At 70.9% G+C, this 23,742-nt stretch carries 27 protein-coding genes and 1 tRNA gene; 19 read left to right on the forward strand and 9 right to left on the reverse strand.

All coding sequences use genetic code 11. The annotated features are described in order from the left end of the window. Window position 1: 1 nt before the first annotated feature. Window positions 2–712: an FhaA domain-containing protein gene (locus NP095_RS00300; protein ID WP_232418222.1), complete on the reverse strand. Its 711-nt coding sequence runs from the start codon at window positions 710–712 to the stop codon at window positions 2–4. A 195-nt stretch (window positions 713–907) separates the two neighbouring features. Here NP095_RS00300 and NP095_RS00305 point away from each other — a divergent pair. Next, window positions 908–990, forward strand: a tRNA-Leu gene (locus NP095_RS00305). An 82-nt stretch (window positions 991–1,072) separates the two neighbouring features. Beyond that, window positions 1,073–1,702: a M15 family metallopeptidase gene (locus NP095_RS00310; protein ID WP_232418221.1), complete on the forward strand. Its 630-nt coding sequence runs from the start codon at window positions 1,073–1,075 to the stop codon at window positions 1,700–1,702. 103 nt (window positions 1,703–1,805) lie between these two features. On the opposite strand, the gene NP095_RS00315 is transcribed toward NP095_RS00310, so the two are convergent. Beyond that, window positions 1,806–2,108 carry a DUF4235 domain-containing protein gene (locus tag NP095_RS00315; RefSeq protein WP_232418220.1) on the reverse strand — a complete coding sequence of 101 codons (303 nt, stop codon included), beginning with the start codon at window positions 2,106–2,108 and terminating at the stop codon, window positions 1,806–1,808. Next, complete coding sequence (locus NP095_RS00320; protein WP_232418219.1) at window positions 2,108–2,398, reverse strand: WhiB family transcriptional regulator; 291 nt, start codon at window positions 2,396–2,398, stop codon at window positions 2,108–2,110. The genes NP095_RS00315 and NP095_RS00320 overlap by 1 nt, the downstream gene beginning before the upstream one ends. 129 nt (window positions 2,399–2,527) lie before the next feature. Between NP095_RS00320 and NP095_RS00325 the strand changes: the two genes are divergently transcribed. From NP095_RS00325 to NP095_RS00340, 4 genes are read left to right on the forward strand one after another with little or no spacing between them, the layout of a single operon-like run. Then, window positions 2,528–3,409: a MerR family transcriptional regulator gene (locus NP095_RS00325; RefSeq protein WP_232418218.1), complete on the forward strand. Its 882-nt coding sequence runs from the start codon at window positions 2,528–2,530 to the stop codon at window positions 3,407–3,409. A gap of 4 nt (window positions 3,410–3,413) precedes the next feature. Continuing rightward, entirely contained in the window at window positions 3,414–4,217 is an 804-nt protein-coding gene (locus NP095_RS00330; RefSeq protein WP_232418217.1) for a crotonase/enoyl-CoA hydratase family protein, read from the forward strand. Between the two features lie 48 nt (window positions 4,218–4,265). Continuing rightward, window positions 4,266–5,030 (forward strand): class I SAM-dependent methyltransferase, encoded by a 765-nt coding sequence (locus NP095_RS00335; protein ID WP_232418216.1) that lies wholly within the window; start codon window positions 4,266–4,268, stop codon window positions 5,028–5,030. 1 nt (window position 5,031) lies between these two features. Beyond that, window positions 5,032–5,634, forward strand: a complete 603-nt coding sequence (locus NP095_RS00340) for an IMPACT family protein (RefSeq protein ID WP_232418215.1) — start codon at window positions 5,032–5,034, stop codon at window positions 5,632–5,634. Between the two features lie 9 nt (window positions 5,635–5,643). Here NP095_RS00340 and NP095_RS00345 read toward each other — a convergent pair whose 3' ends face one another. Further along, window positions 5,644–6,162, reverse strand: a complete 519-nt coding sequence (locus NP095_RS00345) for a TetR/AcrR family transcriptional regulator (protein ID WP_232418214.1) — start codon at window positions 6,160–6,162, stop codon at window positions 5,644–5,646. 126 nt (window positions 6,163–6,288) lie between these two features. On the opposite strand from NP095_RS00345, the gene NP095_RS00350 reads away from it, so the two are divergent. The 4 genes from NP095_RS00350 (at window position 6,289) to NP095_RS00365 (ending at window position 10,128) form a co-directional block, all read left to right on the forward strand. Then, window positions 6,289–7,794 carry an MFS transporter gene (locus NP095_RS00350; protein WP_232418213.1) on the forward strand — a complete coding sequence of 502 codons (1,506 nt, stop codon included), beginning with the start codon at window positions 6,289–6,291 and terminating at the stop codon, window positions 7,792–7,794. A 19-nt stretch (window positions 7,795–7,813) separates the two neighbouring features. Beyond that, a complete protein-coding gene (locus NP095_RS00355; RefSeq protein ID WP_232418212.1) occupies window positions 7,814–8,620 on the forward strand; it encodes a hypothetical protein in 807 nt (268 codons plus the stop codon). Between the two features lie 25 nt (window positions 8,621–8,645). Beyond that, window positions 8,646–9,131 carry an NUDIX hydrolase gene (locus tag NP095_RS00360; RefSeq protein WP_232418211.1) on the forward strand — a complete coding sequence of 162 codons (486 nt, stop codon included), beginning with the start codon at window positions 8,646–8,648 and terminating at the stop codon, window positions 9,129–9,131. 85 nt (window positions 9,132–9,216) lie between these two features. Then, window positions 9,217–10,128, forward strand: coding sequence for an EamA family transporter (locus NP095_RS00365; RefSeq protein ID WP_232418210.1), 912 nt, complete (start codon window positions 9,217–9,219; stop codon window positions 10,126–10,128). Here the strand turns inward: NP095_RS00365 and NP095_RS00370 are convergent. Continuing rightward, window positions 10,058–10,618 carry a TetR/AcrR family transcriptional regulator gene (locus NP095_RS00370; RefSeq protein ID WP_232418209.1) on the reverse strand — a complete coding sequence of 187 codons (561 nt, stop codon included), beginning with the start codon at window positions 10,616–10,618 and terminating at the stop codon, window positions 10,058–10,060. The two genes, NP095_RS00365 and NP095_RS00370, sit on opposite strands and share 71 nt — an antisense overlap. Window positions 10,619–10,671: 53 nt before the next feature. On the opposite strand from NP095_RS00370, the gene NP095_RS00375 reads away from it, so the two are divergent. From NP095_RS00375 to NP095_RS00385, 3 genes are read left to right on the forward strand one after another with little or no spacing between them, the layout of a single operon-like run. Further along, window positions 10,672–12,204: a carboxyl transferase domain-containing protein gene (locus tag NP095_RS00375; RefSeq protein WP_232418573.1), complete on the forward strand. Its 1,533-nt coding sequence runs from the start codon at window positions 10,672–10,674 to the stop codon at window positions 12,202–12,204. 5 nt (window positions 12,205–12,209) lie between these two features. After that, the gene (locus tag NP095_RS00380) at window positions 12,210–14,000 is read left to right on the forward strand and encodes an acetyl/propionyl/methylcrotonyl-CoA carboxylase subunit alpha (protein ID WP_232418208.1); all 1,791 of its coding nucleotides are present in this window, start codon (window positions 12,210–12,212) and stop codon (window positions 13,998–14,000) included. Beyond that, window positions 13,997–14,923, forward strand: coding sequence for a hydroxymethylglutaryl-CoA lyase (locus tag NP095_RS00385; RefSeq protein WP_232418207.1), 927 nt, complete (start codon window positions 13,997–13,999; stop codon window positions 14,921–14,923). The genes NP095_RS00380 and NP095_RS00385 overlap by 4 nt, the downstream gene beginning before the upstream one ends. Before the next feature lie 95 nt (window positions 14,924–15,018). On the opposite strand, the gene NP095_RS00390 is transcribed toward NP095_RS00385, so the two are convergent. After that, window positions 15,019–15,696, reverse strand: a complete 678-nt coding sequence (locus tag NP095_RS00390; RefSeq protein ID WP_232418206.1) for an EcsC family protein — start codon at window positions 15,694–15,696, stop codon at window positions 15,019–15,021. Between the two features lie 87 nt (window positions 15,697–15,783). Between NP095_RS00390 and NP095_RS00395 the strand changes: the two genes are divergently transcribed. The 4 genes from NP095_RS00395 to NP095_RS00410 all read left to right on the forward strand — a co-directional run bounded on the left by NP095_RS00395 (window position 15,784) and on the right by NP095_RS00410 (window position 18,935). Continuing rightward, a complete protein-coding gene (locus NP095_RS00395) occupies window positions 15,784–16,746 on the forward strand; it encodes a phosphotransferase (RefSeq protein ID WP_232418205.1) in 963 nt (320 codons plus the stop codon). Continuing rightward, window positions 16,743–17,399 (forward strand): leucyl/phenylalanyl-tRNA--protein transferase, encoded by a 657-nt coding sequence (gene aat / locus NP095_RS00400; RefSeq protein WP_232418204.1) that lies wholly within the window; start codon window positions 16,743–16,745, stop codon window positions 17,397–17,399. The genes NP095_RS00395 and aat overlap by 4 nt, the downstream gene beginning before the upstream one ends. Window positions 17,400–17,496: 97 nt before the next feature. Further along, window positions 17,497–17,775 carry an HU family DNA-binding protein gene (locus NP095_RS00405; RefSeq protein WP_146826569.1) on the forward strand — a complete coding sequence of 93 codons (279 nt, stop codon included), beginning with the start codon at window positions 17,497–17,499 and terminating at the stop codon, window positions 17,773–17,775. Between the two features lie 71 nt (window positions 17,776–17,846). Next, window positions 17,847–18,935, forward strand: a complete 1,089-nt coding sequence (locus NP095_RS00410; RefSeq protein WP_232418203.1) for a CPBP family intramembrane glutamic endopeptidase — start codon at window positions 17,847–17,849, stop codon at window positions 18,933–18,935. Between the two features lie 70 nt (window positions 18,936–19,005). Here the strand turns inward: NP095_RS00410 and NP095_RS00415 are convergent, their stop codons facing one another. The 3 genes from NP095_RS00415 to NP095_RS00425 are packed head-to-tail and all read right to left on the reverse strand — an operon-like array spanning window position 19,006 to window position 22,322. Then, window positions 19,006–21,321: an MMPL family transporter gene (locus NP095_RS00415; RefSeq protein WP_232418202.1), complete on the reverse strand. Its 2,316-nt coding sequence runs from the start codon at window positions 21,319–21,321 to the stop codon at window positions 19,006–19,008. A 39-nt stretch (window positions 21,322–21,360) separates the two neighbouring features. Continuing rightward, window positions 21,361–21,954 (reverse strand): TetR/AcrR family transcriptional regulator, encoded by a 594-nt coding sequence (locus NP095_RS00420; RefSeq protein ID WP_232418201.1) that lies wholly within the window; start codon window positions 21,952–21,954, stop codon window positions 21,361–21,363. Window positions 21,955–22,004: 50 nt separating this feature from the next. Continuing rightward, entirely contained in the window at window positions 22,005–22,322 is a 318-nt protein-coding gene (locus tag NP095_RS00425) for a rhodanese-like domain-containing protein (RefSeq protein ID WP_232418200.1), read from the reverse strand. A gap of 158 nt (window positions 22,323–22,480) precedes the next feature. On the opposite strand from NP095_RS00425, the gene NP095_RS00430 reads away from it, so the two are divergent. Both NP095_RS00430 and NP095_RS00435 read left to right on the forward strand, forming a co-directional pair. Continuing rightward, window positions 22,481–22,855: an ATP-binding protein gene (locus NP095_RS00430; protein WP_232418199.1), complete on the forward strand. Its 375-nt coding sequence runs from the start codon at window positions 22,481–22,483 to the stop codon at window positions 22,853–22,855. Between the two features lie 37 nt (window positions 22,856–22,892). Continuing rightward, complete coding sequence (locus NP095_RS00435) at window positions 22,893–23,732, forward strand: DUF5926 family protein (RefSeq protein WP_232418198.1); 840 nt, start codon at window positions 22,893–22,895, stop codon at window positions 23,730–23,732. The last annotated feature ends 10 nt before the right edge of the window (window positions 23,733–23,742 follow it).

Genomic DNA, 23,742 nt, shown 5'->3' on the forward strand with positions numbered 1-23,742 from the left:
GTCACCCGATCTCCTCGCTGATCTGCACCGCGATGGTGGTGTTGCCCAGCCGGATCGTGGATCCGTTGCGCAGGAACGCCGCGTCCACGCGGCGACCGTCGACGATGACCCCGTTCGTGGACCCGAGGTCGCGGACCTCGACGCCCGACCCGAGGAACGAGATCTCGGCGTGGTTGCGGCTGATGCCCGGGTCGTCGATCTTGAGGTCGGCGGTCGAGCCGCGGCCGATCGTGATGCCGGGCGGGTTCACCGGGTGACGCAGGCCGCCGATGTCGAGGACGACCTTGGCGCGGCGCACGGCGGTGTCGGTGATCGGCTCGCCGCGGACCGGGGTGACGGACGCGTTCGACGTGCTGACGATCGTGAAGCGGCCGGTGTGCAGGTCCTCGTCGAGCGCGAACTCGATGTGCAGCGGGCCGGCGGCGATGTAGTGCTGCTCGGCGATGTGCTCCTTGAGCAGCGTCGCCAGCTCGGTCGAGAGCGTCGCGCCGTACGGAGTCAGGCGCTCGTGGTCGGCCGGCGAGAGCTCGACGGTGAAGTCGTTGGGCACGAGCGTGCGCTCGCGGCTGATGATCGTGGCGTTCTGGTCGACCTCGCGCTGCAGTGCCGCGGCGATCTCTACCGGCTGGACGGCGCTGCGGAAGGCGCGCGCGAAGGCTCCGGTGACCGCCCCTTCGAGGCGCTTCTCGAACCTCTGCAGTACTCCGGCCACGGGTGCTCACCTCCTGGGCATGCGAACGACGGCGACGTCTGGTCCTGTTGATCGTATCGACACCCGACCACATCGGGGTCGTTCGCGCCTGCGACCCGCCGCACACCGGCCCCGCGGATCGCGAAGGGACCCGCCGAGTTCATGGCTCGGCGGACGCCTGTTAGACTCTGACGTCGGTTCGGTTATCCGGATCATGCGCGAGTGGCGGAATGGTAGACGCGCTGGCTTCAGGTGCCAGTGTCCGCAAGGGCGTGGGGGTTCAAATCCCCCCTCGCGCACAGTGACAGAAGGGTCGGATCCACTGGATCCGGCCCTTTCTCGTTCCCCGGTGACGACCGCGCGCCCCCGTAGCATCGTCAGATGCTCCTGTTGTCCGATCCATCCGTGGCGGCCGTCCCGGCGCACGACCTCGGCGAGCCGCTGGTCGACGTCCGTGAGCTCGGACTGGCCCTCGATCACCGCAAGGCGGACCCGCAGGGGTCGTGGGCGCGGGTGCGTGAGGGAGTGGGCCGGCGCCTGGTCCGCGCCCAGCAACTCCTGCCCGAGGGCTTCTCGCTGCTGGTTGTCGAGTGCCATCGACCGGCCGCCCTGCAGCAGAGGTACTTCGACGAGCACTGTGCGGAGCTCGCGGCGGCGCGTCCTGGCCGCTCTGCAGAGCAGGTGGCGATCGAGGCGAGCCGGCACATCTCGCCCCCGGCGGTGGCGCCGCACCCGTGCGGCGCGGCGGTGGACCTCACGCTGGCGGTCGACGGACGCGAGCTCGATCTGGGCACGCGGGTGAACGCCACGCCCGACGAGAGCGACGAGGCCTGCTTCACGGCGGCGACGAACATCCCCGCCGAGGCGCGCCGGCTGCGCGACGTCCTGGGCGCGGCGATGTCGGGCGCGGGTTTGGTGAACTATCCCCCCGAGTGGTGGCACTGGTCCTTCGGCGACCGCTACTGGGCCACCGTCACGGGCGCACCGGCGGCGCGGTACGCGCCGATCTGAGGTGGGAACGCCGATGGCCCCGAGGAATCCCCCGGGGCCATCGGCGATGCGGTTCTTTCGACGTCGTCCTGTGACGAGCCGACGTTCCGAGCGCGAGAAGCGCTCAGTCGCCGGGCCACTCGCCGGTCGCCTTGGCGAACGCCTTGGCTCCCTGACGCTGGACGACCGCCCGAATGCCGGAGAAGATCGCGCCTTGGATGATCGCAGCGAGCACGATCTCCTTGAGCGGGAACTCCGACTGGGTCGGGCCCGGCGCGTCCCCGGTGCTGTTCGGGCTGGCCCGCTTCCAGATCTGCTTGAAGATCGTGGAGGCGATGAGCCCCGCGATGATCGAGGAGATCAGTCCGACCGGCTGGTACAGGATCTTGGCCGACGTACTGGCCTTGCCCTGCTTCGACCGGGCCATCAGCCTGCAGCCGACACGCGGCCGGCCAGGACCTCAACGCGTTCGGATTCGGTGAGGCCACCCCAGACGCCGTACGGCTCCTGGACGGCGAGTGCGTGCTCGCGGCACCGGTCGATGACCGGACACGTGGCACAGACTGCCTTGGCGGACTCTTCGCGGCGGTGGCGCTTCATGCCACGTTCGGCTTCGGGTGAGAAGAAGACCGAGGAATCGACGCCCATGCAGGCGCCCTCCCACTGCCATTCGTAGGACTCGATGATCGGCGACGGCAGTCGTTTGATGTTAACCATGGAACCTGCCCCTTCCCCAAGGGTGAGGATTTGACCCGGGCTGGGTGCACAACCCGGTCAAGTAGTCCGACCGTACTAGGCAATCTATTCAATTGGCAAGTGGCTTGAATAAGTTTTAGGATCAGCCCCATGCACCGCCGGTGGACCGTGGGCGCGCTCTCGGACATGTTGGGGATCGCCGCACCCACGTTGCGAACGTGGGAGCGGCGCTATGGCGTAGGCCCCACGTTCCGCACGGCGGGCGGACATCGGCGCTACACGATCATCGACGCGGACCGCGTGGCCACGATGGCGCGGTTCATCGCGGACGGGCTGCCGACCCACGACGCGGCCGACCGGGTCAAACGACTGGCGCCGCACGAGCTCGCGGCCATCGTCGGGTCCGGCCCGGAAGGACTACGTGCCTCCGGCCACGAACAGGCGGTCTTCGAGATTCTCGCCGGCACGAAGGAGTTCGACGCGGCCAAGGTCCAGTCGGTCGCTGAGAACGCCATCGCGCGCTTCGGCATCGAGGAGGCTTGGGACGAGGTGATCGCCCCGGCGATGATCGAGGTCGGCGTGCAGTGGGCGGACGGCCGGCTGGGCGTCGCGTCCGAGCACCTGGTGACCGCCGGCATCCTGAGCGCGCTGAGGGCCGCGGCGCACGAGCACCCCACTCGGGGCCCGTCCCGCGTCGTCCTGGCGTGCATCGAGGAGGAGCAGCACAAGCTGCCCATCGTCGCCCTCGGCGCGGCGCTGGCCAAGCGTGGTCATCCCTGGACCGAGCTGGGCGCACGCCTGCCGATCGAGTCGCTCGAGGCGTTCGTCACGAGCAGCAGTCCCGCGGCCGTGTTCCTGTGGGCCTCCTACGTCGGGCCGTCCGAGGAGGACCTGGTCCGGCTGGAGTCCCTGGGCCGGAGCACGCGCCTGCTCCTGGGCGGCACCGGATGGCCCGACGGCATGGCCACCTCGCACTCGTTGTCCCAGGCCGCGGCGCAGTTGCATGAGGCGCTGAGCCAGCCCCTACCCTGATGCCATGGCCGAACCCCATGTCGTCACCGAGATCGAAGGGCCCATCGCCCGCGTCTGGCTGAACCGCCCCGACAAGTTGAACGGCATCACGTTCGACGTGCTCGACGGGCTGATGGAGGCGGCGGACCGGATCGAGGCCGATCCCAACGTTCGCGTGGTCCTGCTCGAGGGTCGCGGACCGTCGTTCTGCGCCGGTCTGGACTTCGGCTCGGTGATGGGCGACAAGAAGCGCGTCACGCGTTACTTCCTGCCGAACCCGTTCAAGGGGACGAACCGGTTCCAGGAGCCCCTGTGGGCCTGGCGCCGGCTCTCGGTGCCCGTCATCGCCGTGACCCGTGGGCACGTGTTCGGCGGCGGCATCCAGCTCGCGCTGGCCGCGGACTTCCGCTTCACCTCGCCGGACTGCCAGTGGTCGATCCTCGAGGCCAAGTGGGGCCTGGTTCCCGACATGAGCGGCACCGTCGCACTGTCGGAGCTGGTCGGCGCCGACCTGGCCAAGCGCCTCGTGATGACCGGTGAGATCTTCTCCGGCGAGAAGGCCGCCGAGTACGGCCTCGCCTCCGGGGTCGCCGAGGACCCGCTCAAGCCGGCTCTCGAGCTGGTCGACCAGATCCTGGCCCGGTCGCCCGACTCGGTCGCGGCGTCCAAGCGCCTGCTCAACGAGACGCGTCGGGCGCAGCCGCGCCGGGCGTTCTCGCTGGAGCGCAAGCTGCAGCGTGCGATGTTCAAGTCGCCCAACACGGCCATCGCCCGCAAGGCCGGCATGGCCAAGACCGAGCCCAAGTTCGGACCCCGCACGTTCGGCTGAGTCCGTGCGACGGCGCTCTCGTCAGCCTGTGATTGTTAGGGTTGCCCGGTGAACGAGGACAAGCCGAGCAAGAAGGTCGCCGACCAGTACGACCGGGGTTACGACTACACCCAGTACTGGAACAACCGCGACTACGAGAACGCCGCCGAACAGGTCGCGATCCGCCGCCTGCTCCAGGGTCGCCACTTCGCCAAGGCCGCGGACGTCGGAGGTGGCTTCGGCCGCCTCGCGCTGTTGCTGCGCGAGTACGCCGACCGGGTCACGCTCGCCGAGCCCAGCCAGACGCAGCTCGACGCCGCCGAGAAGTTCCTGGCCGGCACCGACGTGATCCGCGAGCGCCAGCAGGCCGACGCGCTCAAGTTCGCCGACGGCGAGCTGGACCTCATCACGATGGTCCGCGTCATGCACCACATCCCCGAGCCCACCGACGAGTTCGCCGAGATCGCTCGCGTGCTCGCGCCCGGCGGCACCGCCATCATCGAGGTCGCCAACTACGGCCACTTCAAGAACCGTCGCGCCTTCAAGAAGGCCGGCAAGGCGCTGCCGAAGGAGCCCGTCAGCATCCGCACCGTGGCGGCGGACGAGCCCGACGCGATCGCGTTCGTCAACCACAACATCGACACGGTCGTCAGCCAGCTGGCCGCGGCGGGCCTGACCCTGCAGCGCAAGCTCTCGGTCTCGAACCTGCGCAGCCAGAAGCTCAAGCGGATCGTGCCGACGAAGGTCCTCGTGGCCATCGAGCGCGTGCTGCAGAAGCCGCTCGCCGCCAGCGACTTCGGTCCCTCGATCTTCTTGGAACTGCGCAAGAACTGAGGTGGCGGCCTACCGCACGATCGATCGACCGCTCGGCGGCAGCGCCGAGGCCGAGATCGTCGTGCTCCGGTCGCGTTTCCTGGCCCGGGCGGCCCGGGTCGAGGACGAGGCCTCCGCGCGCTCACTGATCGCGGACGTCCGGGCCACGCATCACGACGCCCGTCACCACTGCACGGCGTTCGTGATCGGGCCCGACGGCTCGCTGCGGCGCAGCAACGACGACGGCGAGCCCTCGGGCACCGCCGGCCGGCCGATCCTGGAGGTCATCTCCGGGCGTGAGGTCAGCGACGTGGTCGTGGTGGTGACGCGCTGGTTCGGCGGCACCCTGCTCGGGGCGGGCGGCCTGGTTCGCGCCTACGGCGACGCCACCGCCGCCGTCCTCGACGTCGCCGGCACGCGCGACCGGGTGCTGTGGCGACGCGCCCGTCTCGTGGCGCCGATCGCCGAGGTGGGCGCCCTCGAGAACCGGCTGCGGCGCAGCACCGACGTCCTCGGCGTGGCGTACGGGGCCGAGCAGGTCACCTACGAGGTGGCGGCGCCGGACCTCGGCGTCCTCGACCGGCTCGAGCACGAGGAGCTGGACCCCGTCTGGCGCGACGCCTGAGCCGCCGCGTCACGGCAGGCGCTTGAGCACCTCGCGCACGTGGGTGAGGGCGTCCGGGTGCGCCAGGCCGGTGGTGTCGTCGAAGTAGAGGCCGTCGCCGATGAGCTGGATCGTCCGCGCGAGGGCGATGTCACCGAGGTGCTCGTTCAGAACGTCGAACCAGGCCTCGCGGATGTCGGCCAGGGCCGTGCGAGCGCCGGCGTCGTTCTCCTGCGCGATGCGCGAGGCGGCGATCAGGGCGCGATCGAAGTCGCTGCCGGAGTCGACGGAGGTCTCGAGGTAGAACTCGACCGGGCCCTGGGGTGCGGAGACCATCTTCGCCACGTCGGCCCGCGCCTGTTCGCGCAGTCGCTCGACCATGCCCTCGACGAGCGCCTCGCGGCTGTGGAAGTGGTAGAGCAACCCGCCCTTGGACACACCGGCATCGGCGGCCACCGCGTCGAGCGTGGCCGCCCGACTGCCGGCGCCGACCAGCAGACGCTCGAAGGCGTCGAGGACGCGGTCGCGGGTGCTGCGTTCCTCGGGCATGCGCCCAGCCTAGTGAGTGCGGAGCGTTGTGGGGGCGACACGCCCGAAGGCGTGACCCCGATCACGAAAACGACTGTTACGACAGGCGTTTTGAAACTGTACCGTCTGGACGGTATAGTTCTTCCGATGTCCTCGTTCACCTCTCCCACCACGCGCGCCGGCCGCCGCGAATGGATCGCGCTGGCCGTGCTGATGATCCCGGTCCTCCTCGTCTCGGTGGACAACACGGTGCTGTCCTTCGCCCTGCCGGAGATCAGCAGGTCCCTGCGCCCCGGTGGCAACCAGCTGATGTGGATCGTCGACATCTACGCCCTGATGCTGGCGGGTCTGCTCATTGCGATGGGCAGCCTCGGCGACCGCATCGGGCGCCGCCGCCTGCTCGTGGTCGGCGCCGTCGGATTCGGCGGCGCGTCGGCCCTCGCGGCCTTCAGCTCGTCAGCCGAGATGCTGATCGCGGGCCGGGCGCTGCTCGGGTTCTTCGGCGCCACGCTGATGCCCTCGACGCTGTCGCTGATCCGCAACATCTTCGAGGACGCGCGCGACCGGCGTACCGCCATCGCCGCCTGGGCCTCGATGTTCTCCGGCGGCGCCGTGCTCGGCCCCGTCGTGGGCGGCTACCTGCTGGAGCACTTCTGGTGGGGCTCGGTGTTCCTGCTGAACGTCCCCATGATCATCGTCTTCGTGCCCCTGGCGCTGGCGACCATCCCCGAGTCGCGCGACCCTCGGCCGGGCCCGTTCGACCCGATCTCCATCGGCCTGTCGCTGGTGGCGATGGTGCCGCTGGTCTTCGCGATCAAGCACGGCGCGGGCCACGGCCTGGACGACACGACCCTCGCCTCGCTGGCGCTGGGCATCGTGGCCGGCTGGCTGTTCGTGCGTCGCCAGCAGCGCAGTTCCTCGCCGATGCTGGACCTGACGCTGTTCCGCAACCCCGTCTTCAGCGGGGCCCTTGCGGCCAACGCGCTCAGCCTCATGGCGCTCGCCGGGTTCCTGTTCTTCGGCGCCCAGCTGCTGCAGCTCGTGCTGGGCCTGTCGCCGCTGGAGTCGGCGCTGGTGCTCGTCCCGGGCTCGGTCGCCACGATGGTGGCCGGCTTCGCGGCGGTGCGCGTCGTCGAGCACATCCCGCCGCGCACCCTCGTGCCGATGAGCTTCGTGCTGTCCGCCAGCGGCTACGCGCTCGCCGCGTTCACCGGGCACCCGACCGTGGTCTCGGTGATGGTGGCCTTCACCGTCCTGGGCATCGGCATCGGGCTGGCGGAGACCATCACGAACGACCTCATCCTGTCCAGCGTGCCGCCGGCGAAGGCCGGAGCCGCCTCGGCGATCTCCGAGACCGCGTACGAGATCGGCGCGGTCCTGGGAACGGCCGTCCTCGGCAGCGTGCTGACGGCGACCTTCCGCTCGAACCTGACCATCCCGTCGGCCGCGGGCTACGGAGAGAACGAGAACGCGTTCGAGACGCTCGGCAGCACGATGCAGTTCGCCGAGAAGCTCGGCGACCCGGTGCGTGGCTGGATCGAGGCGTCGGCCGCGTCGGCGTTCGACCTGGGTGTGCAGTTCACGGCCGGTGCGGCGATCTTCGTCGCCCTGGGTGCGGCGCTGGTCTCGCGACGCACGCTGCGACGCGGCTGAGCGGGCCTACACTCGCCCCATGCGGGGGCGCATCGCAGTGGCCGGGATGATGCTGCTGGCTGCCGCCTGCTCGACGGAGCCCGAGCGCACCGACCCGCCGGACGGCTTGACCGCCCAGATCATGCAGTACCGCGGCAAGCGGCTGACCCGTGAGATCGCGGTGGCGGTCGCCAACGACACGGACCGGCGGATCGAGCTGACGTCGATGCGGCTCACCTCGAACCGGTGGTCCGAGCCGGCCCGGTGGAGCGGCAACGAGGAGGTCGGCGCCGGGGCGGGCACGGGTCTCGACGTGGATCCGCCGTCCGGCACGTGCCCGGACGGGGAGGGGCTGTCGGCCTCGGCCGAGCTCGCCTACCGATTCGGTGACGAGGAGCGACGCTCGGTGGTGCCGGTCGAGGACCCCCACGGCGTCCTGCGCGACCTCGTCGACGGCGACTGCGGTGAGCAGGCCTTCGACGAGGCGGTCACGATGACCGTCGGCACGCCGCGGGTGCGGGACGACACGTGGTCGAGCCGGATCACCCTCACGCCCCGGCAGCCGAACGACACCGTGCTGCTCGGCTTCGCGCCCACGCTGCGGTTCGCCTTCGGTCCACGGACGCCCGCCGAGGTGGAGATCCCTCTCGACCGCCCCCAGCGGCTCACGCTCGACGTCGTGATGGGCCGGTGCGATCCGCACATCGTGGCCGAGGACAAGGTCGGATCCCGGTTCGGGGCCTGGGTGCGCACGCCGGGGCTCGAGTACGGCTACTTCACGCTGGCGCTCGACGAGAGGATCCACGACTCGCTCGAGCAGTTCTACGCGCAGCGGTGTCGCCCCTGAGGGATCGCGCTGGAACACTGGTCGCGTGACCGAGCACTACCCCAGCGACGACCACGCCGGAGAGCGCAGCCTGCTCGTCGCCGCCGCCTACGTGATCCTGCGTCGCGGCGACGAGGTCCTGTTGCAGTTGCGGGCGGGCACGGGCTACCGCGACGGCCACTGGGCCGTCCTGGCCGGCCATGTCGACCCGGGTGAGTCGGTCCACGAGGCCGCTGTGCGCGAGGCGTACGAGGAGGCGGGCGTCACGATCGATCCCGCCGACCTGCGCCCGCTGACCGCCATCCACCGGTTCGAGCGCGGTGGGCCCCAGGTGGAGCAGCGGCTGGACGCGTTCTTCGAGGTCACCGGCTGGACCGGTGAAGCGGGACTGCAGGAGGCCGACAAGGCCGCCGAGATGCGCTGGTTCCGGCTCGACGACCTGCCCGAGCCGACCGTCCCGCACGAGCGCGACGTCCTCGACCTGCTCGCGGCCGGGCGGCCGATCCCGCCGGTGATCTCGCTGCCGTTGTGAACCCGCCGCGGGGTGGCGTGATCTTGACGAAGGCTGGCGGGCCGAACTGCCGTGCGGCCCGGTCAGCGCGTGCGAGCATGGATCGGTGACTCGCCGCGACAGCCTGCTCGCCGTTCTCGTCGCGCTGATCTGGGGCTTCAACTTCGTGGCCATCCACGTCGGTCTCGCCGACGTCCCGCCGTTCCTGTTCCTCGCCATCCGTTTCACCCTCGTGGCGCTCCCGCTGGTCTTCTTCGTGCCGCGGCCGCAGGCGCCGTTCGGCGTCGTCTTCAGCATCGGCCTGTTCATGAGCTTCGGGCAGTTCGGGCTGCTGTACCTGGCCATGGCGATCGGGATGCCGGCCGGACTGGCCGCCCTGGTCCTGCAGGCCCAGGTGATCTTCACGATCGTGATCGCCGCCGTCGCGCTCAACGAGCGGGCGTCCGTGCGCCAGGGTCTCGGCGCGGTGATCGGGACGGCCGGACTCGTCATCGTGGCGTGGGGCTTCCACCAGGACGCCCCGCTGATCCCGCTGCTGGTCACGGTGGGCGCCGCGCTGTCGTGGGCGATCGGCAACGTCATCGCCCGCGCGGCGAAGGTGTCGTCGGGCCTGTCGCTGGTGGTCTGGTCGGCGCTCGTCGTGCCGCTGCCCTGCCTGGCGGTCTCGTTCGTGGTCGACGGTCCCGCCGAGATGGCCGATGCCCTCGGCCGCTTCGGGCTCACGGCGTGGCTCAGCACCGTCTACACGGTCGTGCTGGCGTCGCTGGTCGGGTACACGATCTTCAACCGGCTCATGGCGACCTACCCAGCAGCCAGCGTGGTGCCGTTCATCCTGCTCGTGCCGCCCGTCGGCGTGCTGTCGGCCTGGGTCGCGCTCGGCGAGGTGCCCAGCACGCTGGAGTGGATCGGCGGTGTCGTGATGATGGTCGGCGTCGCGGTCGCGACGGTCACACTCCGGGGGCGAGCACGCCCGCTCGGGCCATCGACACCAGCAACTGCGACATCGCCTCCGGGCTGATGCGCGCCGAGTGCGGGGTCGAGTTGATCAGGCCGAAGACGGCCTGCGTCGCGGCGCGTGCGGTGGCGCGGTCCAGGTTCGGACGCAGCTCGCGCAGGGTGTCCACCCAGGCGTCGATGTAGGACAGCTGCAGCTCACGCACCGTCTGCTGGGCGTCGACGGGGAGGTTGGCCCACTCGCGGTCCTGGATGACGATCAGCGCCGGATGGGTCAGGGCGAACTCGACGTGCCAGGCGATCAGCGCGTCCAGTGCCGCCTCGGGCTCGGTGGCCTCGGCCCGGCGTTGGCGCCCGCCGGCCAGCAGCTGCTCACTGATCGAGGTGAGCGACTGGGCCAGCAGATCCTCCTTGCCGGTGAAGTGCTTGTAGATCGCCGGGCCGGAGATGCCGCACGCCTCGCCGATGTCGTTGACCGAGACGCCGTGGTACCCACGCTCGGCGAACAGGCCCGCGGCCGTGTTCAAGATCTGGTCCCGACGGCTCACGCTCACCACCGGAGCATAGCAAGGGCAGGTTAATGAGTGTTAACCTTCGAGCCGTGGACATGCGAGAGCTCGTCGCCGAGCTGAGAGAACGTACGGCGACCGCGCGGCGAGGCGGTTCGGAGAAGGCACGCGACCGGCACGTCGCGCGCGGCAAGCTGCTGCCGCGGGAGCGGGTCGACCGGTTGCTCGATCCCGGCTCGCCCTTCCTGGAGATCGGCGCGCTGGCGGCCTACGACATGTACGGCGACGACCCGTTCACCGTCCCCAGCGCCGGCATCATCACCGGAATCGGCCGGGTGTCCGGGCGTGACTGCGTGATCGTCGCCAACGACGCGACGGTCAAGGGCGGCACGTACTACCCGCTCACGGTCAAGAAGCACCTGCGCGCCCAGACGATCGCGGCCGACAACCACCTGCCGTGCCTGTACCTGGTCGACTCCGGCGGCGCGTTCCTGCCGATGCAGGACGAGGTCTTCCCCGACCGCGACGACTTCGGCCGGATCTTCTTCCACCAGGCCCAGATGTCGGCCCGGGGCATCCCGCAGGTCGCCGCGGTCATGGGCTCCTGCACCGCCGGCGGCGCCTACGTGCCCGCGATGAGCGACGAGTCCGTGATCGTGCGGGACCAGGGCACGATCTTCCTCGGCGGTCCGCCGCTGGTGAAGGCCGCCACGGGCGAGGTCGTCACCGCCGAGGAGCTCGGCGGCGGCGAGGTCCACGCCAGGGTCTCGGGCGTCGTCGACCACCTGGCCGACGACGATGACCACGCCCTGCAGTTGGTGCGCTCGATCGTCGACACGTTCGCGCGGCCCGCCGACCCGACGATCACCCGCCGCGAGGCGCTGCCGCCGCGCGAGGACCCCGACGAGCTCTACGACGTCGTGCCGGTCGACTCGCGGACGCCGTACGACGTGCGCGAGGTGATCAGCCGGATCGTCGACGACTCGCGGCTGCACGAGTTCAAGCCGCTCTACGGCGAGACCCTCGTGTGCGGATTCGCGCACATCGACGGCTGGCCGGTGGCGATCCTGGCGAACAACGGGATCCTGTTCAGCGAGTCGGCGCTCAAGGGCGCGCACTTCATCGAGCTGGCCAACCAGCGCGGCATCCCGCTGGTCTTCCTGCAGAACATCACCGGCTTCATGGTCGGCAAGGAGTACGAGAACGGCGGCATCGCCAAGGACGGCGCCAAGCTCGTCACGGCGGTCGCGTCCAGCGTCGTGCCGAAGTTCACCGTCGTCATCGGCGGCTCGTTCGGCGCCGGCAACTACGGCATGTGCGGCCGCGCGTACGACCCGCGGTTCCTGTGGATGTGGCCCAACGCCCGGATCTCGGTGATGGGCGGCGAGCAGGCGGCCTCGGTGCTGGCGACGGTGCGCGGCGACTTCGAGTCGCCCGAGGCCGAGGAACAGTTCAAGGCTCCGATCCGCGAGCAGTACGAGACCCAGGGCTCGCCCTACTACTCGACCGCGCGCCTCTGGGACGACGGGATCATCGACCCCGTCGACACCCGTCGCGTCCTGGCGCTGGGCCTCGCGGCCGCGGCGCACGCCCCCCTTCCCTCGCCGAACTTCGGCATCTTCCGGATGTGAGTGACATGGCTCTGCACTCTGTGCTCGTCGCCAACCGCGGCGAGATCGCCGCCCGCGTCCTGCGGGCCTGCCGCGAGCTCGGCATCCGCTCGGTCGCGGTCCACGTTCCCGGCGACGTCGCGCACGTCGCCCTGGCCGACACCGTCGTCGAGGTACCCTCGTACCTCGACGGCGCCGCGATCATCGAGGCCGCCCGCTCCGCCGGGGCCGAGGCGATCCACCCGGGCTACGGGTTCCTGTCCGAGAACGCCGGCTTCGCCCGCGCGGTGACCGACGCCGGACTGGTGTTCGTCGGGCCCAGCGCCGACGTCATCGAGCTGATGGGCCGCAAGGACCGCGCTCGCGAGGTCGCCGAGCGGGCCGGTGTCCCGGTCATGTCGCGCTACGAGCCGGAGGCCGTCCCGGCCGACGCCTACCCGGTGCTCGTCAAGGCCGCGGCCGGCGGCGGTGGCAAGGGCATGCACGTCGTGCGGCGCCCCGACGAGCTCGCCGAGGCGCTGGCGATGGCGGCCCGCGAGGCGCGCGCGGCCTTCGGCGACGACACCCTCCTGATCGAGCGGTACGTCGAGGGCGGCCGCCACGTCGAGGTCCAGGTGTTCGGCGACGACCAGGGCAACGTCGTCCACCTGCTCGACCGCGACTGCTCGGTACAGCGTCGCCACCAGAAGGTCGTCGAGGAGGCCCCCGCTCCCGACCTCGACCCCCGCGTGCGCGACCGCATCCGCTCGGCGGCCGTGGCCCTGTGCCGCGAGGTCGGGTACGTGAACGCCGGCACCGTCGAGTACCTCGTGATGGGGCAGGAGGCGTTCTTCCTCGAGATGAACACCCGCCTCCAGGTCGAGCACCCCGTCACCGAGGAGGTCACCGCGACGGACCTCGTGCACTGGCAGCTGGCGGTCGCGGCCGGTGAGCCGCTGCCGCTGACCCAGGACGAGATCGTCGAGGTCGGTCACGCGATCGAGGTGCGCGTCTACGCCGAGGACCCCGCCGCGGGATTCCTGCCGCAGGCCGGCCGCATCCGCGAGGTCTGGTGGCCGGGCGCCCGCGTCGAGTCCGTCATCGACGACGTCGACGGCGCGGACGTCACGGCGTCGTTCGACCCGATGATCGCCAAGATCATCACGACAGGCGACGACCGAGCCGAGGCCGTCGACGCGATGGTCGAGGCGCTGGACATGACGGCCGTGTTCGGCATCCGCAGCAACGTCGGATTCCTGCGCCGGGTCGTCGACTCGGCGACGTTCCGCGACGCGGCGATGGACACCGGATGGCTCGACACGGCTCCCGAGGAGCTGCTGTCCACTCCCGAGGTCCCCGCGCAGGCGGCAGCGGTGGCCGCGCGACTGCTGTGGCCCGAGCCGGACGACGGCTGGCGCTCCGCCGGTCCCGCCGCCGCGCTGCGGCTTCCCGTCGTCGACGAGGAGGGCACGCGACACGACGTGACCGCCTGGTCCGATCACGTGCTGCCGTCGACCACGGACGGCGCCCGCGCATGGGTCGCCGCCGAGGGTGAGACGTACGTGTTCGAGCGTCCCGACGGCACGCGGCGCCCGCGCGTCCTGCACGCCGGCGACGCGGAGGTCACCGCGCCGATGCCCGGCACGGTCATCGCGGTCGACGTCGAGAAGGGCGACCGGGTCGAGGCCGGCCAGCGGCTCGGCGCGGTCGAGGCGATGAAGATGGAGCTGGCCCTGACCGCCGCCCACGCCGGCACCGTCACCGAGGTCGCCACCGTGGGACGTCAGGTCAAGATGGGTGAGTTGCTGTTCCACGTCGAGCCGCTGGAGGAGTCGTGACCGCACTGCCGATGGTCGAGCGTGACCCGTCCCTGCCGGACCGCGTCACGATCTACGAGGTCGGTCCGCGCGACGGCCTGCAGAACGAGTCCGGGATCGTCCCCGTCGACGTCAAGGTCGCGTTCATCGAGGCCCTCGTCGCGGCGGGCCTGCCCGTCGTCGAGGCGACCAGCTTCGTGCACCCGAAGTGGGTGCCCCAGCTGGCCGACGCCGCCGAGGTCGTCGACCGGCTGCCCGTGGCGGGCCGCGTGCCCCTGCCGGTGCTGGTGCCGAACGAGCGAGGACTCGACCGCGCGCTGGAGGCCGGCGTGCGCCACATCGCGGTCTTCGCCAGCGCCACCGAGACGTTCGCCGAGCGGAACCTCAACAGCTCGGTCGAGGGCCAGTTCGCGATGTTCGAGCCGGTCATCGCGCGCGCCCTCGACGCAGGCGTGGACGTCCGCGCCTACGTCTCGATGTGCTTCGGCGATCCCTGGGAGGGCGCCGTCGATCCGGCCCAGGTGGTCCGCGTGGGCCGGCGCCTGCTCGATCTCGGCGCGTCCCAGCTGTCCCTCGGCGACACGATCGGCGTCGGCACCCCGGGCCACGTCGCCCGGCTGGTCCGCGAGTTCGTCGACGCCGGCGTGCCGGTCGACCGGCTGGCGATGCACTTCCACGACACCTACGGGCAGGCGCTCTCGAACACGCTCGCGGCGCTGCGGTGCGGGATCACGACCTTCGACGCGTCCGCGGGCGGCCTGGGCGGCTGCCCCTACGCCGAGAGCGCGACGGGCAACCTGGCGACCGAGGACCTCGTCTGGATGCTCGACGGACTGGGCATCGAGCACGGCGTCGATCTCGATGCCCTCGTCCGGGCCAGCGTCACGATGGCGCAGGCGCTCGGCCGTGAGAGCCCGTCCGCGGTCGTCCGGGCCCTCGCCTGACGCCCGCCCCCTCCCGAGATTTGCTCCGATTCCGACCTTTCAGAGCACCTGAAAGGTCGGAATGGGAGCAAATCTCGGGGCCGGAGGGAGGCGTTTCAGCGCCTGAGGCGGCGGTCCTTGAGCTCGCTCTGGGCGTAGCGGCCGACCTGCCAGGTGCCGAAGCCGTCGGCGCCGGCGCCGACCGCGCCGCCGAGCAGCGGGATGCGCTTGCCGGCGAGCATCAGGGCGCGGCGGCCGATCGTGCGACCGACGAGCTCACCGGTGACCTCCTTGGCGATCCGGTCGTCCAGCAGCGGATCGTGGGCCGGAGAGGTGGCCAGGGCCATGGGCGAGGAGGGCAGCCGCTTCTTCTTGACCATCTCGGTGACCGTGTCCTCGCCGAGCATCACCGCGAGCACGGCGTTGCGCACCCGAGGATCCTCGAGGTCGTAGCCACGCAGGTGCGCGATGCTCGCGACGAGATGGCACTGCACGATCGTCACCCCGACGACGTTCGCCGGCACGGTGGCGGCGGCGAACGCGATGCCGCCCAAGTTGGTGACGAACCCCTGCAGGCCGGCCAGGCTGGTGTGCGATCGCACGAGGGCGGCGACCGTCTTCTCGACGTCACCGCCGTGCGCGGCGAGCTTGCCCCCGGCGGTCTCGATCACGGGGCGCAGCGGCCCGACGCCGTCGATCGCCATGTCCAGAACCGCGCGGACGTATCCCGACGCCACGTTGGGCACGACGCGCGTGCCGGCCTCCTTGGCGATGCGGTCCTTCATCATTCCCATGCCGCAAGCATAGGAAGGACGCGCGAATGCGCCCCTCGGTCGCGTCGTCGCAGGCGTTTCGGGGCGCGCCGCCCCTAGGGTTGGCCCATGGTGCACGAGCCGTTCTCCACGCAGGTGGCGACACCGCAGTGGCGCACGGGGGCGCAGGAGTGGATCCGGGCCTCGCTGGCCGACCGGGGGATCGCCGTCACCGGCGCCGTCGAGCAGCCCCGGATCCGCCCGTGGTCGACCCAGCTGACCGTGCCGACCGACCGGGGCACCGTCTGGTTCAAGGCGGCCTGCCCGTCGATGTCGTTCGAGCCGGCGCTGCAGCAGGCGCTGGCGCGACTCGTCCCCGGCTCGGTGCAGGATCCGCTGGCGGTCGAGCCCGACCGGGGTTGGATGCTGACGCTCGACCACGGTCCGACGCTCGCGGACCAGCGCACCGCGACCTTGGACGACTGGCGACGCGCGCTGACCGAGGCGGCGCGGGTGCAGCGGGCCCTGGTGCCGCATCGTGCGGAGCTGCTGGCCACGGGGCTCCCCGATGCCGGCCCCGAGACGGTCGTGGACCGGTTCGACCGACTGCTGCAGATCCACGAGCACCAGACCGTCGGGCACGGCGCCCACGTGGCGCCGGAGCGGATCGTCGAGCTGCGCGGGCGACGTGCCGAGCTGGTCGACGCCTGCGCGGAGCTGGCCGAGTCGTCGGTGCCGTCGACGTGGCAGCACGGCGACCTGCACCCGAACAACCTGCACGAGAACGACCGGATCGCGTTCTTCGACCTCGGCGACGGGATGTGGGCGCACGCCGTCGAGATCCTGTCGGTCCCGTACGGCGTGATCACCGACGAGGGGTCGGTCGCGTGGCCCGAGGTCGTGACGGCGTGGACCGAGGCGTGGGAGCTGGAGCCGGCCGAGTTCGACCGGCTGTGGCGCGCCTCGGCCCTGACGCACGCGGTGAACCGGGCCGTCACGTGGCATCGCGCCCTGCTGACCGCGACCGCCGCCGAGATCGACGAGTGGGGCGATGCGGTGGAGCATCACCTGGCGTCCATGCTGGACGTATGAAGCCGGTCCCCCTGCCCCCGTCGCCCTGGACGTTCGATCCGCGCGACTGGCCCCGGGACGACTGCATCGCCTACGGAGCCGACCTGGAGCCTGCCACCATCATCGAGGCCTACCGCCACGGCGCGTTCCCGATGCCCGACCGCGACCTGCTGCTGTGGTGGTCACCCTTGGAACGCGGGGTGCTGGGCCCGGGCGACCTGCGCGTCTCGCGCTCGTTGCGGCGCTCCCTGCGGCACTTGACCATCACGGTCGACACCGACTTCGAGGCCGTGGTCGACGCGTGCGCCGACCCGCGCCGGCCGGGGTCGTGGATCACCTCCTCGATCCGCTCGGCCTACCTGCGCCTGCACGAGCTGGGCTACGCGCACAGCATCGAGACGCGCGATGAGGAGGGTGGCCTGGTCGGTGGGCTCTACGGACTGGCCCTGGGGTCCCTGTTCGCAGGCGAATCGATGTTCCACCGCCGCACGGACGCCTCGAAGGCCGCGCTGGTGGGCCTGGTCGACCGGATGTCGACGTTGCCGGAGTGGATCATCGACACCCAGTGGCAGACGGCGCACCTGGCGACGCTCGGCGTCCGGGTGGTCTCCCGCGAGTCCTATCTCGCCACGATCGAGACCCTCGTCGACCGTCCCGCACCCGTTTGGGACTGAAATCTCGCGACACGCCGAGGGCCCCCGGGGGAAAGCACCCCCCGAGCGATCCCTAGACTGCTGACGTACCCATCACATCCATTTCAGGAGCAGAATCGTGGCACTTTCCCGCAACGATCTCGTGGCCGAGCTGGCCGCCAAGACCGGCAGCACCAAGAAGGACGTCGACGAGTTCGTCACCGCCTTCGCCGAGCTCGTCATCGACTCGGTCGCCAAGGGCGAGAAGATCTCCATCCCCGGTGTGCTCTCGGTCGAGCGCGTCGCGCGTGCCGCCCGCACGGGTCGCAACCCCGCCACCGGCGAGACCATCGACATCCCCGCCGGCTTCGGCGTGAAGGTCAGCGCCGGTTCGCGCCTCAAGGCTGCCGCGAAGTAAGTCTTCGCCCCGACGCCCCCGCCCTGTGCACACAGGGTCGGGGGCGTCGTGCGTTGTGTGAGGATTCGACGGTGACGCCCTACCACCGCCTCGCCCGCGACTCGCCTGACTTCGCCCACTGGCGACTGCCCGTGGCCGCGGTGCTCGGCGTGGTCTCGTACGGCGTGATCTCGGTGGTCCTGGTCATCGTGGCGATGATCGTCCTGCTGGCCTCGGGGACCGACGTGGACCGCTGGCTGGACTCCGCCGGCACCGACATCGCTCTCGACTCCCCGGGGACGCTGCTGTTCCAGCTGGGCACGATCGCGGCACTGATCCCCTGTGTCCTGCTGCCGGTCGCCCTGGTCTGGCGCCGCCACGTCGGATACCTGCACTCGGTCCAGGGGTACCTGCGGTGGCGCTGGCTCGGCCACTGCGTCGCCCTGGCCTTCCTCGTCGTCGGCGTCACCCTCGGGCTCTCGGTCCTCGCCGCGGCCCTGGCCGGTGACGACTCCCTCGAGCTCGAGCCGCTCGGCGGCCGGGCCCTCGCGTCGCTGCTGGTCGTGCTGCTCGTGGTGCCGTTCCAGGCCGCCGCCGAGGAGTACGTGTTCCGTGGGGCGCTGATGCAGCTGATCGGCTCCTGGACCCGCTGGGCCGTCGTGCCGGTCGTGGTCAGCAGCCTGTTGTTCGCGGCCGGTCACGTCTACGACTTCTGGGGCCTGGTCTCGGTGTTCCTGTTCGGGGTCATCGCCGCGGTCATGACGATCCGGACCGGCGGACTGGAGGCCGCGATCGGACTGCACATCGCGAACAACGTGGTCCTGATGGTCCTCGACGTCGTGGGCCTGGTCGACTCCAGCGGCGACGGCTCGGGACTCCTCGACGAGGTCGTGCCGTCGACCCTCATGTGCCTGGTCTTCTGGGCGATCGTCGAGTGGTGCGCCCGTCGCCGTGGCCTCCAGCGGCTGCGGCCGCCACTGCCGCCGCTGCCCGCTCGCGTCCCGGCGTACCTCGTCGTCCCGCCGCCGCCCTACGTGCCGGCGGGCACGGTGCCGCAGGCGGCCATGCCGGCGCCCCAGGCGGCGATGCCGCCCACGCCGGAGGCCCCGCCGGCGCCCCGCGCGGAGGTCCCGCCCAACGCGCCGTCCTATCCGGGCGATCCCGGCGTGTGGGAGCGCTGAGCCGATCCTGCCCGGACGGCGACGGGCCGCCCCCGGACGAATCCGAGAGCGGCCCGTGCGACGTCGGAGCTCAGACCTTGCTGTAGTGCTCCTCGAGGTGCGGACGGTGCAGGTTCTCGCCCTCGATGTCGACGTTCGGGATGATCCGGTCCAGCCACTTCGGCAGGTACCAGGCCTTCTCGCCCATCAGGTACATCAGCGCGGGGATCAGCACGAGACGCACGATGAAGGCGTCGAAGATCACCGCGGCGGCCAGGGCGAAGCCCATCGACTGCACGATCGGCTCGTCCATGAAGATGAAGCCGGCGAACACCGACGTCATGATCAGGGCCGCGGCCGTGACCACCCGGGCGCTGTTGCGGAAACCGTCGACGACGGCTTCGCGGTAGGACGCGCCGTGGACGTGCGCCTCGCGGATCCGGGTCACCAGGAAGACCTGGTAGTCCATCGCCAGACCGAACACCACGCCGATCAGGAAGATCGGGATGAAGCTGACGATCGGCTGGCCCGGGAAGAGCCCGAACATCCCCTCCTGGAAGATCGCGACCGTCGCGCCCAGGGTCGCCATGACCGAGAGCAGGAAGCCCAGGGTGGCCGTCAGCGGCACGAGCAGCGAGCGGAACACCATGACCAGCAGCACGAACGCCAGGCCGATGACGATGGCCAGGTAGAGCGGCAGCGCGTCGGCCAGCATCTTCGACACGTCCGCCTGGATGGCCGTGAGGCCGGTGACCCCGACCCTGGTGCCCGTCTCCTGCTCGATGGCCTGCTCGCCGTCGCGCAGTGACTCCAGCAGCTCCTCGGTCTCGGTGTCCTCGGCGCCGGAGGCCGGCTGCAGCAGGATCATCGCGCCCTTGTCGTTCGCCGCGGCCGTCATCGCGTCGGCGACGTCGTCCTGACCTGCCGCCCAGGCGGTGACCGCTTGGTAGGCGGCCTGCTGCTCCTGCGGGTCCTTCAGCCCACGGCCGTCGACGACCAGCAGCATCGGCGAGAGCCGGCCCGGGCCGAAGGCGTCGGTGACGAGGTCGGACGCCTTGCGCTGGGTGGTGTCCTCCGCGGCGGTGCTGTCGGTGGGCAGGGCCAGGTGCATGTTCTTGACCGGGACGGCCAGCAGGCCCAGTCCCACGACGACGAGCAGCACCCAGGCCAGCGGCGCCTTGCGCAGGAACCGGGCCCATCGGACGCCGTTGTTGAGGATGTGGCCGTTGGCCTCGCGGGCGGGGCGGTACCGGCGGAACGTGCCGCCGAACGCCTTCGACTTCAGCATGCCCAGGATCGCCGGCAGCAGCGTGAGGGCGACGAGCACGGCGACGGTGACGGTCGCCGCGGCGCCCAGTCCCATGGCGGTCAGGAACGAGATGCCGACGACGCTGAGCGCGACGAGGGCGATGATCACCGTCAGGCCGGCGAACACCACGGCGGAGCCCGCGGTGCCGACCGCGACGCCGATGGCCTCCTCGCGGTCGTCGGTGTGGTCGAGCTCGCTGCGGTAGCGCGCCAGGATGAACAGGGCGTAGTCGATGCCGACGGCCAGGCCCAGCATGCTGGCCAGGGCGGTCGTGCTGGAGGGGATCTCGGTGATGGCGGTCATCGCGGTGATCGCGGTGATGCCGATGCCCACGCCGATGCCTGCGGTGACGATCGGCATGCCGGCCGCCACGAGCGATCCGAAGGTCAGCGCCAGGATCACCAGCGCCAGCGCGATGCCGATCAGCTCGGCGGAGGCTCCACCGGACTCCATCGACTGCATCGCCGACCCGGAGACCTCGACGGTCAGGCCGGCGTCGCGGGCGTCGTCCATCGCGGCCGTGACGGCGTCCTGCATCTCGGGCGTGACCTCGAGGACGGTGGGCACGTCGAACGTGAACGCGATCGTGCCGACCCGGCCGTCCTCGGACAGGGGGGTGGCGGCGCGGATCTGCGACTGCGCCCCGGCCAGGGCGGCATCGCGGTCGAACGGCTGGCCGGCCTCCTTCGCCTGGGCCTCGGCCTGGTCGATGCCGGAGGTCACCTGCCCCTCGAGGCCGGCGGCGGCCTCGACGGGACCGACGACGCCCTCCTGGACGTCCTCGAGCTCGGCGAGGTCGGCGACGAGCGCCTGCACCGCGGCGGCGTACGGCTCCTGCACGAGCTTCTCGCCCTCCGGGGCCGCCACGACGATCGTGCTGCTGGGAGCGTCGACGGCCGCGGCGTCGGGGAAGAGCTCCTGCTGCAGCTCGGCGGCCTCGACCGACTCGATCCCGGGGATCGAGAAGGTGTTGGACATGGGCTTGGACAGGTAGCCCGCGACGGCGCCGAGGCCCACGAGGGCCACCAGCCAGCCGGCGAGGAAGATCGGCCAGCGCCGGTAGGCGGTCTTGCCGAGTCGATAGAGCAGGGTTGCCATGCGGCGGTCGTCTCCTGAGGTGGGGGGCGGGGGTGGTGGTCAGTCGCGAGGAGGCTCGAACAGAGAGCTCATCGCGTCGAAGGTGAGGTCGAGGCATTCCGCGACCGTCCGGGTGGGGGTGGCGAGAGCCTCGTCGAGCGCGGCGTCGCACATCGCGACGACCGAGGCGCTCAGCAGACGCATGACGAGGGGATCGAGGGCCTGGCCCTCGCGCCGGGTGATCGCCTCCGACAGCACGCGCGACTTCTCGACGAAGCGCTCGTGCACGGCGGTGATCAATCGCGGGTCGCTGTGCAGGACGCGCCGGACGGCGTCGACCTCCGCGGGATCCGGGGCGTCGGCCGCCAGCGTCGCGCGCAGGATCTCCAGCACGTCGACCAGGAGCCGGCCCGTCGGACCGCCGGCCAGGAACGCCTCCCACAGTGCAGGGTCGATCTCGTGCTCGGGGCCGAGCACCGCATCGATCTTGCCCGGCACGTAGTTGAACAGGGTGCGTCGCGAGACGCCCGCCCGCTCGGCCAGCTGGTCCATGGTGAATCCGTCGAGCCCGTGCTCCTGCGTCAGCTCGCGCGCGCACCGCGTGATGCTCAGGAGCGTCCGCTCCCGACGCAGCTGCGTTGCACTCTTTGACACGGAGTGCAGTCTTGCACTCTGGTGCGAGCGGTGCAATCAGATGGCGCGGATCAGGGCACGATCGTGCGGCCCGCCGCCTCCCACGCGTCCATTCCGCCCTCGAGGTTGATCGCCTCGCGGCCCACGTGGTTCAGCCACGCGGCGGCATGCGCCGAGCGCTGGCCGAGGTGACACACGACCAGGACGGGACGCTGCGGATCGAGCTCGTCGACCCGGGCCGGCAGGTCGCCGAGCGGGATGTGAACCGCGTCGGGCAGATGCCCCCGAGCCCACTCGAACGGCTCGCGGACGTCGAGCACGATCCACTCCGCCGGGACCGGATCGGGCACCTCGGCAGGGGTGAACCGGGCCGGTGTGTGATCGGTCATGTGACGTCGGACCTCCCGGAGGACCTTGAAACGAGGGCGGTTGAATGGTTAATTGTTACTAGCCATGGGTATGTGCCGGCAACGGCGTGCCCGCGGACCACCGCTCAGGACAGCTGCCGGGGGAACCGAAAGGGGGACAGATGGTTCACAGTCGCGATGTGGTGCGACTGCCATTCGAGTCTTCCACCCCGGGCATCGCCCGCACGAAGCTGGCCGCCTTCCTGACCCTCAATCGCATCGATCTGCCGATGATCGACAACGCCCTGATCGTGCTCAGCGAGATGATCGCCAACGCCGTCGCGCACGGCACGCCCGACCAGGACGGCACGATGGAGATCGCCTGGAGCATCGACGACGGCCTGCTGAACCTCAGCGTCCGTGATGCCGGCCGCTGCGCCGAGATGGTGCCCCGCCCGTTCGACGAGGACTCCCTCGGCGGCCGCGGCCTCTCGATCATCAGCCGGGTGGCCGACAAGTGGTCGGTCGACCTGACCCGCGGCACCTGCGTGCGCGCCGAGCTCGCGCTGGCCTGACCGCTCGCCCGCCGCGGCGGGCGATAGCGTGTCCGTCATGGGCAAGAAGTCGAGGCGTACCAAGCCGGCCAAGCAGCGCATGCCGTTCGTCGCGCGCACCTTCGAGGGATTGCCGTCCGAGGGCGACTGGGTCGCCCTGCGTGAGTTCGTGCCGTCCGCCACGGCGACGGTCGGCCTGCGCGACGGCGGCACCGTGCGGATCTGCTCGCTGCTGCCCGGCGCCGGCGCCGGGCTCGTCCGTCCCGACGGCGAGATCTGGGTGGGCCTGCAGGTCATGCACAATCACGGCGACATCAGCCGCGACCTGGCCCACGTCATCGAGGTCGCCCGCGAGACCGAGCCCGGCACCCCGATCCGCATGACGGCGCCCGGCGTCGGTGCGCGACTGCAGGACCTCATCGATCCCGACAGCGACTTCGAGGTCGAGCTGCACGACGGCTTCGACTGGTGGCTCGTCGAGGAGGACCGCGACTCCTCCGCCGCCGCGGCCGCCCTCGAGGAGGCCAACGCCACCGTCGCGCCCACCACGAAGCTGACGGCCACCGACTCGGCGTACGTCACGGACATGGGCGACCACGCCTACCTGCGCTGGATCATGCTCGACGACGAGGGCCCGCTGCTGGACGCCTTCGCCCGCCTGCGCGCGGCCGGCACGGACTCGCTCGGCGAGGGCACCGAGCTGATCGGGATCTTCCGGGCGCACGGACTGCTCGTGCCGGTGTGGGAGGTCGACGGTGTCGGAGCCGAGGAGCTCGACGCGGCGGTGCCCGATTTCGTCGCCGTCCTGGACGAGGCGAAGGGCCGCACCGACGAGCTCAGCAGCGAGGAGCGGACCGCGCGGCGCGAGCTGATCAGCCGTCAGGTCACCATCCGCTGACGCGGGATGC

It is taken from the genome of Aeromicrobium duanguangcaii, assembly GCF_024508295.1.
Lineage (GTDB): Bacteria > Actinomycetota > Actinomycetes > Propionibacteriales > Nocardioidaceae > Aeromicrobium > Aeromicrobium duanguangcaii.